13 protein-coding genes and 1 pseudogene are annotated in these 13390 nt (G+C 68.6%); 10 read left to right on the top strand and 4 right to left on the bottom strand.

All coding sequences use genetic code 11. The annotated features are described in order from the left end of the window. Window positions 1-100: 100 nt before the first annotated feature. Both ACWPN7_RS01515 and ACWPN7_RS01520 read left to right on the top strand, forming a co-directional pair. Window positions 101-2167 carry a carbon starvation CstA family protein gene (locus tag ACWPN7_RS01515; RefSeq protein WP_040134631.1) on the top strand — a complete coding sequence of 689 codons (2067 nt, stop codon included), beginning with the start codon at window positions 101-103 and terminating at the stop codon, window positions 2165-2167. A 66-nt stretch (window positions 2168-2233) separates the two neighbouring features. After that, window positions 2234-2437 (top strand): YbdD/YjiX family protein, encoded by a 204-nt coding sequence (locus ACWPN7_RS01520; protein ID WP_014197888.1) that lies wholly within the window; start codon window positions 2234-2236, stop codon window positions 2435-2437. 50 nt (window positions 2438-2487) lie between these two features. Here ACWPN7_RS01520 and ACWPN7_RS01525 read toward each other — a convergent pair whose 3' ends face one another. Genes ACWPN7_RS01525 through ACWPN7_RS01535 form a run of 3 tightly spaced genes read right to left on the bottom strand, consistent with a single transcriptional unit; the run spans window position 2488 to window position 5035 of the window. After that, window positions 2488-3006: a cyclase dehydrase gene (locus ACWPN7_RS01525; RefSeq protein ID WP_459197776.1), complete on the bottom strand. Its 519-nt coding sequence runs from the start codon at window positions 3004-3006 to the stop codon at window positions 2488-2490. A 14-nt stretch (window positions 3007-3020) separates the two neighbouring features. Further along, window positions 3021-4193: a zinc-dependent alcohol dehydrogenase gene (locus ACWPN7_RS01530; protein ID WP_014197886.1), complete on the bottom strand. Its 1173-nt coding sequence runs from the start codon at window positions 4191-4193 to the stop codon at window positions 3021-3023. Window positions 4194-4243: 50 nt separating this feature from the next. Further along, window positions 4244-5035: an SDR family NAD(P)-dependent oxidoreductase gene (locus tag ACWPN7_RS01535; protein ID WP_040134629.1), complete on the bottom strand. Its 792-nt coding sequence runs from the start codon at window positions 5033-5035 to the stop codon at window positions 4244-4246. A gap of 267 nt (window positions 5036-5302) precedes the next feature. On the opposite strand from ACWPN7_RS01535, the gene ACWPN7_RS01540 reads away from it, so the two are divergent. From ACWPN7_RS01540 to ACWPN7_RS01560, 5 genes and pseudogenes are all read left to right on the top strand, one after another. Beyond that, window positions 5303-5980 carry a GntR family transcriptional regulator gene (locus tag ACWPN7_RS01540; protein ID WP_040134628.1) on the top strand — a complete coding sequence of 226 codons (678 nt, stop codon included), beginning with the start codon at window positions 5303-5305 and terminating at the stop codon, window positions 5978-5980. A 62-nt stretch (window positions 5981-6042) separates the two neighbouring features. After that, complete coding sequence (locus ACWPN7_RS01545; protein WP_040134627.1) at window positions 6043-6834, top strand: transporter substrate-binding domain-containing protein; 792 nt, start codon at window positions 6043-6045, stop codon at window positions 6832-6834. A 79-nt stretch (window positions 6835-6913) separates the two neighbouring features. Beyond that, a complete protein-coding gene (locus ACWPN7_RS01550; protein WP_149651238.1) occupies window positions 6914-7585 on the top strand; it encodes an amino acid ABC transporter permease in 672 nt (223 codons plus the stop codon). Next, complete coding sequence (locus ACWPN7_RS01555; RefSeq protein ID WP_119508318.1) at window positions 7582-8241, top strand: amino acid ABC transporter permease; 660 nt, start codon at window positions 7582-7584, stop codon at window positions 8239-8241. The genes ACWPN7_RS01550 and ACWPN7_RS01555 overlap by 4 nt, the downstream gene beginning before the upstream one ends. Next, window positions 8219-8954: pseudogene (locus ACWPN7_RS01560) on the top strand (amino acid ABC transporter ATP-binding protein). The gene ACWPN7_RS01555 and the pseudogene ACWPN7_RS01560 overlap by 23 nt, the downstream one beginning before the upstream one ends. Before the next feature lie 61 nt (window positions 8955-9015). On the opposite strand, the gene ACWPN7_RS01565 reads toward ACWPN7_RS01560, so the two are convergent. After that, window positions 9016-9771, bottom strand: a complete 756-nt coding sequence (locus tag ACWPN7_RS01565) for an SGNH/GDSL hydrolase family protein (RefSeq protein ID WP_456526292.1) — start codon at window positions 9769-9771, stop codon at window positions 9016-9018. 181 nt (window positions 9772-9952) lie between these two features. Here ACWPN7_RS01565 and ACWPN7_RS01570 point away from each other — a divergent pair, with 181 nt between their 5' ends. The 3 genes from ACWPN7_RS01570 to ACWPN7_RS01580 all read left to right on the top strand — a co-directional run bounded on the left by ACWPN7_RS01570 (window position 9953) and on the right by ACWPN7_RS01580 (window position 13389). Beyond that, complete coding sequence (locus ACWPN7_RS01570) at window positions 9953-11143, top strand: OpgC family protein (protein ID WP_051658305.1); 1191 nt, start codon at window positions 9953-9955, stop codon at window positions 11141-11143. A 252-nt stretch (window positions 11144-11395) separates the two neighbouring features. Then, entirely contained in the window at window positions 11396-12889 is a 1494-nt protein-coding gene (locus tag ACWPN7_RS01575; protein ID WP_456522978.1) for a nitrilase-related carbon-nitrogen hydrolase, read from the top strand. After that, window positions 12886-13389, top strand: a complete 504-nt coding sequence (locus ACWPN7_RS01580) for a hypothetical protein (RefSeq protein ID WP_200475034.1) — start codon at window positions 12886-12888, stop codon at window positions 13387-13389. The genes ACWPN7_RS01575 and ACWPN7_RS01580 overlap by 4 nt, the downstream gene beginning before the upstream one ends. The last annotated feature ends 1 nt before the right edge of the window (window position 13390 follow it).

Here is a 13390-nt window from a genome sequence, read left to right on the forward strand (position 1 = left end):
TGCTCTTCCCGTTCGGGCGTGATGAGAGGATGATTCTCCATCGTTTTCATCAGGTTCATCGTGCTTTTCAACGATTGCGAATCGTTTGGGAGGAGTACGCATGCCCCGCATCCTCAATCACGCGCCGTGGCTGGTTCTCGCCGTGCTGGGCGCCTTCGCGCTCGGCACCGTCGCCTTGGCGCGCGGCGAGACCATCAACGCCCTCTGGCTGGTCGTGGCCGCCGTCTGTACTTATCTGGTGTCCTACCGCTACTACAGCCTGTTCATCGCCACCCGCGTCATGCGGCTGGACCCGGCGCGCCCGACGCCGGCGATGCGCCACAACGACGGGTTGGACTACGTTCCGACCAACCAGTACGTCCTGTTCGGCCATCACTTCGCGGCCATCGCCGGCGCCGGCCCGCTGGTCGGCCCGGTGCTGGCGGCCCAGATGGGCTATCTGCCGGGCATGCTGTGGATTCTGGCCGGCGTGGTGGTCGCCGGGGCGGTTCAGGACTTCATGATCCTGTTCGTCTCGATGCGCCGCGACGGGCGGTCGCTCGGTGAGCTGATCAAGGCTGAGCTGGGGGACATCCCCGGCGTCATCGCGCTGTTCGGCACCTTCATGATCATGGTCATCATCCTGGCGGTGCTGGCCCTGGTCGTGGTCAAGGCGCTGACCAACAGCCCGTGGGGCTTCTTCACGGTCGCCGCCACCGTGCCGATCGCCCTGTTCATGGGCATCTACATGCGCTTCCTGCGCCCCGGCCGGATCGGCGAGATCTCCATCATCGGCTTCTTCCTGCTGATCGCCGCCATCCTGCTCGGCGGGCAGGTCGCGCAGAGCGAGACGTGGGCGCCGGTCTTCACGCTGACCGGCGTGCAGATCACCTGGATCCTGATCGGCTACGGCTTCGTGGCGTCGGTGTTGCCGGTGTGGCTGCTGCTGGCCCCGCGCGACTACCTGTCGACCTTCCTCAAGGTCGGCACCATCGTGATGCTGGCGCTGTGCATCCTGCTCGTCGCACCGCCGATGAAGATGCCCAGCGTCACCCGCTTCATCGACGGCACCGGCCCGGTGTGGTCGGGCAGCCTGTTCCCGTTCCTGTTCATCACCATCGCCTGCGGCGCGGTGTCGGGCTTCCACGCCCTGATCTCCTCCGGCACCACGCCGAAGATGGTGGAGAACGAACTTCACACCCGCTTCATCGGCTATGGCGGCATGCTGACGGAGTCCTTCGTCGCCGTCATGGCGCTGGTCGCCGCCTCCTGCATCGAGCCGGGCATCTATTTTGCCATGAACAGCCCGCCCGCGCTGCTCGGCACCACGGCGGAGTCGGCGGCCCAGGTCATCAACAACTGGGGTTTCGTCATCACGCCGGAGATGATCACCCAGACGGCGCAGGACGTCGGCGAGGTGAGCATCCTGTCGCGGGCCGGCGGCGCGCCGACCCTGGCGGTCGGCATGGCGCAGATCTTCTCCGAGCTGTTCGGCGGCAAGGGCATGATGGCCTTCTGGTACCATTTCGCCATCCTGTTCGAAGCCCTGTTCATCCTGACCGCCGTCGACGCCGGCACCCGCGCCGGGCGGTTCATGCTCCAGGACCTGCTGGGCGTCTTCTTCAAGCCGCTGCAGCGCACGGCGTCCTGGGCCGGCAACCTGATCGCCACCGGCCTGTGCGTCGCCGCCTGGGGCTACATCCTCTATCAGGGGGTGGTCGATCCGCTGGGCGGCATCAACACCTTCTGGCCGCTGTTCGGCATCTCCAACCAGATGCTGGCGGGGATCGCGCTGATCCTGGCGACGGTGGTGCTGTTCCGGATGAAGCGGGAGCGCTACGCCTGGGTGACCATGGTGCCGGCGGCGTGGCTGCTGATCTGCACCCTGACCGCGGGCGTGCAGAAGGTCTTCCACAGCAACCCGGCGATCGGCTTCCTCGCCCACGCCGAGCGGTTCAGCACCGCCGCCAACGAGGGCCGGCTGCTCGCTCCGGCGACCTCGATGGAGCAGATGCGGCAGGTGATCTTCAACGATTACCTGGACGCGGCGCTGGCCTCGCTGTTCGTTCTGGTGGTTCTGGCGGTGCTGGTCTTCGGCATCCTGTCCTGCCTGAAGGCGCTGCGCAGCGACCGCCCGACCACCCGGGAAATCCCGACCGGCGGCGCCACCGCGCGGGCCGGGGATTGAGTTGGGGCACACCGTACCCTCACCCCTTCGGGAGTGAGGGTACGGTCTATTGGAAAAGGACGACGGATGAGCGGCTTGAAAAGCAACCTCAGCCGGTTCCGCGGTTATTTCGAGCAGACGGCCAAGCTCATGATCGGGGTGCCGGATTACGACACCTATCTGGAACACATGCGGACCCGGCACCCCGACCAGCCGGCGATGACCTACACCGAGTTCCTCGACAACCGTCTGCAAGCCCGTTACGGCGCCGGCAAGGCGGGGTGTTGTTGAGGGGATGTTGTCCCCTCTCCCCGGAGGGGAGAGGGCTATGACCGAGCCGCTCAAGCCAGCTGAAAGCGCAGGATGTCCGGTGTCCGCATGTCGGCGGGGATCGGGGCGTCCTTGGCGGTGCCGCGCATGGCGGCGGGCGGGCGCGGCAGACCACTGCGGTCGCTGTAGTCGCGGGGCGGCGTCCAGGCCGTCGCCTCCTCCCGGTGCAGCATCGCCGTGCACAGCACGTCGAGCGCCGTCATCGCCGCCACCGCGCCCAGCGCCGTGGCGACGTTCTCCCGGCGCGGGTTGCCGTCGTGATGCGCTGACGCCAGCGTGGCGAGGTCCAGCGCGTCTCCGGCAACCCGCCCCCACATCCAGGGGCGGGCGTCGCCCATCGCCAGCAGACCGACGCCGGTCGCCATCTCGCGCGCGCCGTAGGCACGGATCAGCCCGGCCTGCTCCTCCATTCCCATCCAGCGGGCGAGGCGCCGGGCGGTCACCAGTTGGGCCACGCCCAGCCCGATGCTGAACCAGCCCAGGCCGCGCGCCATCCGGTCGGCGGACGAATTCCTGCGGTAATGCGCCATGGTGCGCCTCCCTGTTACGGCTTGAGAACGACCTTGATGCAGCCGTCCCGCTTGTCGCGGAAGGTCTCGTACATGCCCGGCCCGTCGGCCAGACCCACGGTGTGGGTGATGACGAAGGACGGGTCGATCTGGCCCTCCTGGATGCGGCGCAGCAGGTCGTCGGTCCAGCGGTTGACGTGGGTCTGGCCCATGCGCCAGGTCAGGCCCTTGTTCATCGACATGCCGAAGGGGACCTTGTCGATCAGCCCGCCATAGACGCCGGGGATCGACAGCGTGCCGGCGGGGCGGCAGACATACATCATCTCGCGCAGCACATGCGCGCGGTCGGATTCCAGGGCCAGCGCCTGCTTGGCGCGGTCGTACATGGAATCGAGCGTGGCGGTGGCGTGCGCCTCCATGCCGACGGCGTCGATGCATTTTTCCGGACCCTTGCCGCCGGTCAGCTCGTTCAGCCGCTCGACGACGCTTTCCTCCTCGAAATTGATGGTGATGGCGCCGCCGGCCTTGGCCATGGACAGGCGCTCGGGCACGCGGTCGATGGCGATGACCTGCTTGGCGCCCAGCAGGATGGCGCTGCGGATCGTCATCTGCCCGACCGGGCCGCAGCCCCAGATCGCCACCGTGTCGGTCGGCTGGATGTCGCACTGCGCCGCCGCCTGCCAGCCGGTGGGGAAGATGTCGCCGAGGAACAGCACCTGCTCGTCGGTCAGCCCGTCCGGGATCTTCACATGGGTGCGGTCGGCGAAGGGGACTCGCACATACTCCGCCTGCCCGCCGGGATAGCCGCCGGTCAGGTGGGTGTAGCCGAACAGCCCGGCCGTGGTGTGGCCGAACAGCTTGTCGGCCATCGCCTTGTTGCGGTTGGAGCGCTCGCAGACCGAATAGTTGCCGCGGCGGCACTGGTCGCACTCGCCGCACCAGATGGTGAAGGGAACGACCACGCGGTCGCCGACCTTCAGGGCGCTCTTGGCCTCGGCCCCGACGTCGACGACCTCGCCCATGAACTCGTGACCCAGGATGTCGCCCTTCTCCATGCCGGGCATGAAGTGGTCGTAGAGGTGCAGATCCGAACCGCAGATGGCGCAGGACGTGACCTTGACGATGGCGTCGCGGGGCTGCTCGATCTCCGGGTCGGGGACGGTGTCGTAACGGACGTCAGCGGTGCCGTGCCAGACCAGGGCTTTCATGCGGGGCTCCTCCGTAGGGGTGTTGGGGAAGGGGGCAGGTGTGCCTTGCGTCAGTGGTGGCCGGAACCGGGTTCGGCCTGCTTGCGGTGCTGCTCGGCCAGCACGCCGGAGGGCGTCACGGCGGCCATGGCGGTCTGCAGCTTGTTCTTCCAGCCGGCCACCACGTCGCCGTCGCCGCGCATCATCGCGTCGAAGCCGACCTTGGCGACCATCGCCGGGTCGTCCTTCTTGCCCTGGCCGATCTTGGTGTCCTCCATGCCGGCGCGCTCGAAGAACTCGGTGTCGGTGGCGCCGGGCATCAGGCAGGTGACGGTCACGCCGGAGTCCTTGATCTCGTGGCGCAGCGCGAAGGAGAAGGAGTCGATGAAGGCCTTGGTGCCGTTGTAGACCGCCTGATAGGTGCCGGGCATGAAGCCGGCGATCGAGCCGGTGATCAGGATGCGGCCCTGTTTGCGGTCGCGCATGCCGCGGCCGATCGTCTGGATCAGGTACAGCGTACCGGTGATGTTGGTGTCGATGACGTGGCGGGCCTCCTGGAAATCCTGGTCGAGGAAGCCGTGGCCCAGCCCGTGGCCGGCGTTGGCGAGCAGGGCGTCGACCGGCCGGCCTTTCACCGCCGCGCAGAGTTTGTCGACGCCGTCGAGGGTGGCGAGGTCCGCCTGCACCGTTTCGACCAGCACACCGAGGGAGCGGAGTTCCCTGGCGGCCTCCTCGATGGCCGGATCGTCGGCGGCGATCAGGAGGTCGAAGCCGTTCCGGGCGCACTGCTTGGCGAGTTCGAGGCCGATGCCGGTGGACGCACCGGTGACGATGGCAAGGGAATGGGTGGCTGCACGAGCCATGGGAACGGTCCTCTTTGCGAAGCGGGAGAGTCCCTCAGCCCAACTGAAGATGGCAGGCGTTGGTTCCGCCTTCTCCGCCGCCGTCCTCCGCCATCCGGGGCAAGCGCAACGAAGCGATGCCGCAGAAAAGTGCATAAGGCTTAATCAGGTCGGCGTCATGCCCAATTTTTGATCGCAACAAGGGTCGGACCCCAGCGTTTCCGCGCCTTTCCGGTTGGCACGCCGCTTGCTCAACAGTCTTGTATACAAGATTGGTGCGGCAGCCTGATGACCCAGCTTCCCGACAGCATCGAAGACAGCGTGATCTCCGCCATCCTGGGCGGCCGGCTGCGGCCCGGCACCCGGCTGGGCGAGGCGAAGCTGGCCGAGGTCTACGGCGTGTCCCGCACCCGCGTGCGCGAGGCGATGATGCGGCTGGAGACGCGCGGCATCGTCCATGTGAGCGCCCGGCGCGGCTGGTTCGTCGTCGAGCCCTCGGCGACGGAGGCGCGGGCCGCCTTCCAGGCGCGGCGGGTGATCGAGACCGGGATGCTGCGCGATCTGCACACGCTTCCGGGAGACGCCGTCGCCCACCTGCGCGCCCATGTCGAGGAGGAGCGCGAGGCGCTGCACACCGGCCATGTCGGCTCGCGCACCTGCCTGCTCGGCGACTTCCACATCCACCTCGCCCACGCCTTCGGCAACGCCTTCCTGACCGACATCCTGCGCGACCTGACCGCGCGCACGACGCTGGTCTCGATGCTCTACCAGTCCGACCAGGACGCCGCGGCGTCCAGCGACGACCACGCCGGCATCGTGACGCTGCTGGCCGACGGCGACTACGCCGGGGCGGCGCGGCTGATGGACGAGCACATCCGGCGCGTCGAGGACGGCCTCGACCTCGCCGCCGCCCCCGATCCCCTGGCCGGCCTGCGCGAGATCCTCTCGCCCGGCGCCCCCGCCTGAACCCTTTCAAGCAACCCATTCCATCCAGAACCGGCCCATCCAGCCAAAAAGGAGTTAGAGACATGAAGCGCAGGACCCTGCTTGCCCTGGCCGTCGCCGCCGTCGCCGGCCTTTCCATCGCCCAGGCCCCGGCCGCGCGGGCCGACGCCCTTCAGGACATCACGAAGCGCGGCACGCTGCGCGTCGCCGTCCCGCAGGACTTCCCGCCCTTCGGTTCGGTCGGCCCGGACATGGCCCCGCTCGGCTACGACATCGACGTGGCCAAGCTGATCGGCGCCAAGATGGGCGTGAAGGTGGAACTGGTGCCGGTGACCAGCGCCAACCGCATCCCCTTCCTGCAGACCAACAAGGTCGATCTGGTCATCTCCAGCCTCGGCAAGAACGCCGAGCGCGAGAAGGTCATCGACTTCACCGACGCCTACGCGCCCTTCTTCAACGGCGTCTTCGCCCCGGCCGGCGTCACCGCCGCGAAGCCGGAGGATCTGGCCGGCAAGACCGTCGGCGTGACCCGCGGCGCCATCGAGGATCTGGAGCTGACCAAGATCGCCCCGGCCGACGCGGTCATCAAGCGCTACGAGGACAACAACGGCACCATCTCCGCCTTCCTGTCCGGTCAGGTCGAGGTGGTGGCGACCGGCAACGTGGTGGCGGCGGCGATCCTCGCCCGCAACCCGCCGAAGCGGCCGGAGCTGAAGTTCCTCATCAAGAACTCCCCCTGCTACATCGGCCTGAGCAAGGAGCAGCCGGCCCTGCTGGAGAAGCTGAATGCCATCCTGGCGGCGGCCAAGACCGACGGCTCGCTGAACGCCATCGCGCAGAAGTGGCTGTCCGCCGACCTGCCGAAGGACCTCTGAAGACGATGGGGCCGGGGCGCCGCGGGTGGCTTCGGCCCCCACGGCGCCCCGGCGTACGGGGGGCTGACCGGAGGGCCGCATGACCTACCGCTTCGATTATTCGTGGATCGCCGAATACTGGCCCGTCATCCTGAAGGGGCTGGTGACGACGGTCGAACTGACCCTGATCGGCACGCTGTTCGGGGTGGCGCTGGGCATCGCCTGCGCCTGGACGCGGTCGCTCGGGCCGCGCTGGCTGCGCCCGCCGGTCGTCGCCTATGTCGAGCTGATCCGCAACACGCCCTTCCTGATCCAGCTCTTCTTCATCTTCTTCGGCCTGCCGTCGCTGGGCGTGCAGATGACCGAGTTCCAGGCGGCGGTGCTGGCGATGGTCATCAACCTCGGCGCCTACAGCGGCGAGATCATCCGTGCCGGCATCGAGGCGACCCCGCGCGGCCAGTTCGAGGCCGGGGCCAGCCTCGCCATGACGCGGTTCGAGACCTTCCGCCACGTCGTGCTGATCCCGTCCCTGCAACGGATCTGGCCGGCGCTGTCGTCGCAGATCGTCATCGTCATGCTCGGCTCGGCGGTGGTGTCGCAGATCGCGGCGGAGGACATCACCTTCGCCGCCAACTTCATCCAATCGCGGACCTTCCGCGCCTTCGAGAGCTATTTCCTGACCACCGGCCTCTACCTGCTGCTGGCGCTGGCCCTGCGGCAGGCGCTGCGCGGCGTCGGAAACATGCTGTTTCCGCGGAGGGCCGCGCGATGATGACCTTCACCCTGTGGGACATCCTGCGCAACCTGCTGCTGGCGGCGCGCTGGACGGTCGTTCTCTCACTCGTCTCCTTCATCGGCGGCGGGCTTTTGGGGATGGCGCTGCTCTACCTGCGGATCGGCAAGGCGCGGGCCGGGCAAATGTTCGTCCAGGGCTATGTCGAGCTGTTCCAGGGCACGCCGCTGCTGATGCAGCTCTTCCTCGCCTTCTTCGGGCTGGGCCTGTTCGGCATCGACGTTCCGGCCTGGCTGGCTGCCGGGCTGGCGCTGATCCTGTGGACGGCGGCCTTCCTGGTGGAGATCTGGCGCGGCTGCGTGGAATCGGTCGCCCGTGGCCAGTGGGAGGCGTCGGCCAGCCTCGGCATGGGCTACGTCCAGCAGATGCGCTACGTGATCCTGCCCCAGGCGGTGCGCGTCGCCGTCCCGCCCACCGTCGGCTTCTCCGTGCAGGTGGTGAAGGGCACGGCGCTGACCTCGATCATCGGCTTCGTCGAGCTGTCCAAGGCCGGCACGGTCGTCACCAACGCGACCTTCGAACCCTTCACCGTCTACGGGCTGGTCGCCCTGATCTACTTCGCGCTGTGCTGGCCCCTGTCCAAGAGCAGCCAGATTCTGGAAAGGAAGCTCAATGTCGCTCATCGCAATCACTGAGGTGAAGAAGCGCTTCGGCGACGTCGAAGTCCTGAAGGGGATCAACCTGGACGTCGAGCGCGGCGAGGTCGTCGCCATCATCGGCAAGAGCGGCTCGGGCAAGAGCACGCTTCTGCGCTGCGTCAACGGGCTGGAGATGATCGACGACGGCTCGATCATGGTGGCCGGCGCCCAGCTCATCAACGACGACCTGCACCTGAAGGCGCTGCGGCTGAAGGTCGGCATGATCTTCCAGCAGTTCAACCTGTTCCCGCACCTGTCGGCGGGGCGCAACGTCATGCTGTCGCAGATGGTCGTCAAGAAGACGCCGGCGCGCGAGGCGGAGACGATGGCCCGCCGCATGCTGGAGCGGGTCGGGCTGGGCCACAAGTTCGACGCCTACCCGGACCAGCTCTCCGGCGGGCAGCAGCAGCGGGTCGCCATAGCGCGGGCGCTGTCGATGCAGCCGATGGCCCTGCTGTGCGACGAGGATCACCTCCGCGCTGGACCCGGAACTGGTGAACGAGGTGCTGGCGGTGGTGAAGGAGCTGGCCGCCGACGGCATGACGCTGATGATGGTGACCCACGAGATGCGCTTCGCCCGCGAGGTTTGCGATCGGGTGGTCTTCATGCACCAGGGCCGCGTGCACGAGATCGGCCCGCCCGAGGAGGTCTTCGGCAACCCCCGCACCCCGGAACTCCGGCAGTTCCTCGGCGCGCAACTGGTCGTCTGACAGCAAAAGGGCGCCGGTGTCATGACCACCGGCGCCCCTTCCCGGAACGGATGATGGGGGCTCAGCGCGCCGCGGTCTTCTCGCTGACCATCCGCGGGGTGTCGATCATGTCGGCGACGAACTCCGCCAGACAGCGGTAGCTGAGATCCTTCAGGTGCAGGCCGTCGGTGCTCAGCACCTGATCGGCGGCGAAGTGCCGGCTTTCCAGCCACCACGCCATGATGCGGTAGCGGTCGAGCACCGGCACGTCGAGTTCGCGGCCGAGTGCCACCACGGTGGACGCGTAGGCGGGGTAGGAGTCGACCTTGGCCTCGCCGGGGAAGGACTGCGGGTTCATCAGGATGACGTCCGCGCCGGTCTTGCGGATCCGGGCGATGCCGTCGCGCACGGTGGCGGCGAAGGCGTCGAGCGGCACCTTCTGGAAGCTGTCGTTGGTCCCGACCTGCCAGACCACGAGGTCCGGCTTGGCGGCCAGCACATCCTTGTCGAAGCGGACGAGGTTGGCTCCCGCCGTCTCGCCGCCGATGCCCTTGTTCAGGACCTGGATGGCCGAGGCGGCGTGACGCTGCTCCAAAATGGCGTCGAGCTGGGCGGGGTAGGTGGCGGTGATGGTGGTGGCCCCGACGCCCTCCGTGCTGGACGACCCCATCGCGACGACTGTCAGCGGGTGTCCGGCGGCCAGCGCGGCCCGGCTGTGCGTCAGTCCGGCGGCGGCTGAATCGGCACCGGGCGGGACCGGGCACAGCGCCGACGCGGCGGCAGCACCGCTCCACAAAACCCAAGCGGCCAACACTCCGCCAAGCACCCGTCCCGTCATGAGCCACACTCCCCTGGTTCGCCTCGTCGAGGCACGCTGTCTGAGAGCCATGGTCAGGCGATCATGGTTAATGCATCGCTAAGCGAGGGGGCGGCTAACCCCATTTCGTTCCTCGTCAAAAGGGATGCTTTGCCGGGCTCGTCTGTATTCGGAATACGGACGAATAGGTGGGGGACGCGTTATGACCAGGCACCATCTTCTGGATGGCCTGCGCGGCTATTTCCTCGTGTTCATGCTGGTGAACCACATCTGGTTCGACGGGGGAAATCCGGTTGCCCTGGTCAATCACAACCAACTCGCCTTCGTCGAGGACGCGCAGGGCTTCATCCTCATCTCCGGGCTGATCGTCGGGCTCTATTACGGCCGCCTCTACGCCGCCGGGCGGGACGAGGAGGCCGGGAAGCGCCTGCGCGCCCGCGTCTGGCAGCTTTACCTGTACACAGTGGCGGTCTTCGCCGCCGTCGTCGCGATGGCGCTGCTGATCCCCGGCGCGCGCAGCGGCTGGGAGTCGCAACTGGGCAGCGCGCTCGGCCCGGCGCTGCCGGCGGTCCTGCTCCTGCTGCACCAGCCGGCGCTGATGGACATCCTGCCGCAATACATGCTGTACCTCGCGGCGTCGCCGCTGTTGATCCGCCTGACGCTCGCGGGCAAGGGCGGGGAGGTCATCGCGGGAAGCTTCGCCCTGTGGGCGGCGGTGCAGTTCGGCTTGCATCTGCCGCTGGCCGCCTCGCTGGAGGCGTTGGCCGGCTCGGTCATCCCGGACTTCGCGCTGCGCGGGCATTTCAACCCGCTGGCGTGGCAGATCGTGTTCGTGACCGGGCTGGTGATCGGCACGCTGATGGCGGCGGAGCGGATCGACCTGCGCCCCTGGCTGGCCCCGGACCGCACGCTGCTCGCCCGGATCGCGCTGTATGTCGTGCTCGCCTTCATGGCGTGGCGGCTGGCCTTCACCTTCGACCTCGTGCCGGAGGACATGGCGGCGCGCTTCTGGAGCCTGCACGACCGCACCGAGTTCAGCCTGATCTTCCTGGTGAATTTCGCGGCGCTGGCCTTCCTGGTGACGTGGCTGCTGTCCGCCGGCGTCGAGGCTGCGTCCCCCGCCGCACGCTGGGCGGGACAGGCCCTGCAACGGCTCTTCCTGTTGCGCTTCCTGCGCTATCTCGGCGGCCATTCGCTGCAGGTCTATGCGTACCATGTCGTGCTCGCCTACGGGATCGTGCTGATCGACGAGGCGGTGCGGCCGGTGGGCGTCTTGGGCAAGACGGGCATCACGGTCCTGGCGGTCGCCAGCCTGGCGCTTCCGGCGTGGCTGCATGGGCGCGTCGCCGTGCCGGCGTCGGGGCGTGCGGAGGTCCGGCGCGCGATCACCTGACAACGTAACCGCGAAACCAAGCCGACACTATGCTGTTCAACAGGATGGGCGTGGGTGCTTGAGGTGACTTAGCCTCAGGTGACTTAGCCCTCTCCCCTCCGGGGAGAGGGTGGCCCGGAGGGCCGGTGAGGGGGATGCGCATGGCGGTATGTCCGGCACAAGCGCAACCCCCTCACCCTAACCCTCTCCCCAGAGGGGAGAGGGGATGTCGATAGCACCCGCTCCATCCCGTCGCTTCGCGTGGTTGAAGGCATGCATCTGGCTGATCTGTTCGTTGCGCTGCGGCGCCAACTGGATCGAGACCCGAAGGAGACCGAACGCGCCGCGCTGCGCCTGGAATTCGCACCGGACGATGCGGGCGGTGTGCTGCGCCGGCTGATGGCGCTGTTGGAGGCCGACGGCGGCGCCGACGCGCTCAAGTCTTGGGTGGACACGTCCGACGAGGGGGAGCCGCTGGAGCGGTGTGTGCTGGCGGCCCAGGCCATCGACCAATGGTTCGCGCCGCTGGCCTCGCGCCACCTGTCGCGAAGCGCGCTGTCCGATGGACATCTGCGGGCGCGGCAATGGTACAAGCGGCACGGGCGCCTCAACGGCGACGCCGCCGACGGCCAGCTCATCCTGCGGCCCGGCCTGTTCGACCGCTCGGTGAACATCCGGGAGGTCACGCCCCTGCGCGAGTCCTTCGATGTGGCCGACCTGTTCCACACCCTGCTCCTGCTGCCGCCGACCCTCGCGGCGGAGTGCCCGCACGGCGAGGAGGGCGAGCGGCCCGTTTCGCTGACCTTCCATCGCGTCGCCGAGGTCGCCGACCAGTGCCCCAGCGATCCCGAATGGGCTCCCGTCGTCGGCGTCGTCCCGCTCGCGCTGGCCGAGGACGACCTCGCCCTCCGGACCTTTTCCAAGGATGGCGCGGACTGGTACGCCGCGGTTCCCGGCGCTCTCGGCGCCCGTGCGGCGTCGGCCATCGACGCGCTGGCCGCCGAAGGGGCGACCGTCATCGTGTTTCCCGAGGTGACCGCCGGTCCCGCGACGCTCGGCGCCATCCAGGCGGCGGTGCGGCGTCACGCGGTGGACGGCCCGATCCGCTACGTTCTCGTCGGGGTCCGGCAGGATGGTGAGGAGGGCGGTAAGCCGCGCAGCACGGCGGTCCTGCTCGACCGGACGGGAGCCGAGATTTTCCGCCAGACCAAGCTGCACTGCTGGGACCTCGACGCCGACCAGTGCCGTTCCTACGACGTGCGCGGCCCGGACGGACGGTTGCTCGACGCGGCGAAGGAATTCATCGCGCCGGGGGACGGCGTCACCATCGTCGAGCTGCCCAACATGGGCCGGCTGGCGGTGATGATCTGCGAGGATCTCGGGCGCGAACAGCCGGCGGCGTGGCTGTGCCGGGCCAAGCTGCTGGACTGGATCGTCACCCCGGTGATGGACGCAGGCCTGACGGAGGAGCGGTGGCAGGCCCAGGCCGGCGACGAGTCCTCCCGTGCCGGGTCCTGCCGGGTGGTGGTGGCGAACAGCATGGCCTTCTCGCACCGCTTCAACCGCGTCTGCGACGCCGACGGGGAGGAGGACAAGCGCATCACCGACTGCGGGGTCGCGCTGTTCTTCCAGCCGCGCGCCGACCCGGCGCAATCCTCGCGCATCCGCCGGCTGTCGCTTCCCATCGACGCGCCGGAGCCTGCTTGCGTCGCGGCGCGCTGGGAGCCGCAACGCTGGCCGGAGCTGAACACGGAGGGCTGTCCATGAGCGGGGAGGCGCATCGGGCACTGGCCGACGACATCCGGAACGCCGTCGAGGCCGGCCGCTGGGACGAGGCCGATGCGGACCTGGACACGCTGGCGGAAGAGGCGGCCCTGTGCCTCGTTCAGGATCGCACCGCCGACCTCGCCACCCTGGCTCGGGAGGTCGCCCGCTGCCACACGGCGCTGGCGCTGCGCGAGGACCGCAGCCCGGAAGCGATGCATCGGCTGGGGCAACTCCGCGCCATCGCCGCGCTGCTCGCCGCCGGCCGGGCAAATCGGCCCGCCCGCAGCGAGGCGGCGCTCGCCCGGGCCGGAACGCCGACTGCGGCGGTGCTGCGCGCCCTGGCGGACGGAGCGAAATCAGGGCCGGCGCTGGTCGAGGCGACGGGCCTGTCGCACGATGCTGTGGCCCGCGCCCTGCCGGAACTGCGCGCCGCCGGGCTGGTCCGCTCCTGGCCGGCCGGGCGATTGGTGATGAACGAACGGACCGGCGACGCGGGGTAGG

The organism is Azospirillum sp. UENF 312511 (assembly GCF_058780635.1).

Bases quoted from the DNA above. Each gene is read 5' to 3' on its own strand.
- ACWPN7_RS01550 (WP_149651238.1), top strand. From the start codon at position 6,914: ATGACCTACCGCTTCGATTATTCGTGGATCGCCGAATACTGGCCCGTC.
- ACWPN7_RS01540 (WP_040134628.1), top strand. From the start codon at position 5,303: ATGACCCAGCTTCCCGACAGCATCGAAGACAGCGTGATCTCCGCCATC.
- ACWPN7_RS01580 (WP_200475034.1), top strand. From the start codon at position 12,886: ATGAGCGGGGAGGCGCATCGGGCACTGGCCGACGACATCCGGAACGCC.
- ACWPN7_RS01545 (WP_040134627.1), top strand. From the start codon at position 6,043: ATGAAGCGCAGGACCCTGCTTGCCCTGGCCGTCGCCGCCGTCGCCGGC.
- ACWPN7_RS01535 (WP_040134629.1), bottom strand. From the start codon at position 5,035: ATGGCTCGTGCAGCCACCCATTCCCTTGCCATCGTCACCGGTGCGTCC.
- ACWPN7_RS01570 (WP_051658305.1), top strand. From the start codon at position 9,953: ATGACCAGGCACCATCTTCTGGATGGCCTGCGCGGCTATTTCCTCGTG.
- ACWPN7_RS01530 (WP_014197886.1), bottom strand. From the start codon at position 4,193: ATGAAAGCCCTGGTCTGGCACGGCACCGCTGACGTCCGTTACGACACC.
- ACWPN7_RS01575 (WP_456522978.1), top strand. From the start codon at position 11,396: ATGCATCTGGCTGATCTGTTCGTTGCGCTGCGGCGCCAACTGGATCGA.
- ACWPN7_RS01525 (WP_459197776.1), bottom strand. From the start codon at position 3,006: ATGGCGCATTACCGCAGGAATTCGTCCGCCGACCGGATGGCGCGCGGC.
- ACWPN7_RS01520 (WP_014197888.1), top strand. From the start codon at position 2,234: ATGAGCGGCTTGAAAAGCAACCTCAGCCGGTTCCGCGGTTATTTCGAG.
- ACWPN7_RS01515 (WP_040134631.1), top strand. From the start codon at position 101: ATGCCCCGCATCCTCAATCACGCGCCGTGGCTGGTTCTCGCCGTGCTG.
- ACWPN7_RS01565 (WP_456526292.1), bottom strand. From the start codon at position 9,771: ATGACGGGACGGGTGCTTGGCGGAGTGTTGGCCGCTTGGGTTTTGTGG.
- ACWPN7_RS01555 (WP_119508318.1), top strand. From the start codon at position 7,582: ATGATGACCTTCACCCTGTGGGACATCCTGCGCAACCTGCTGCTGGCG.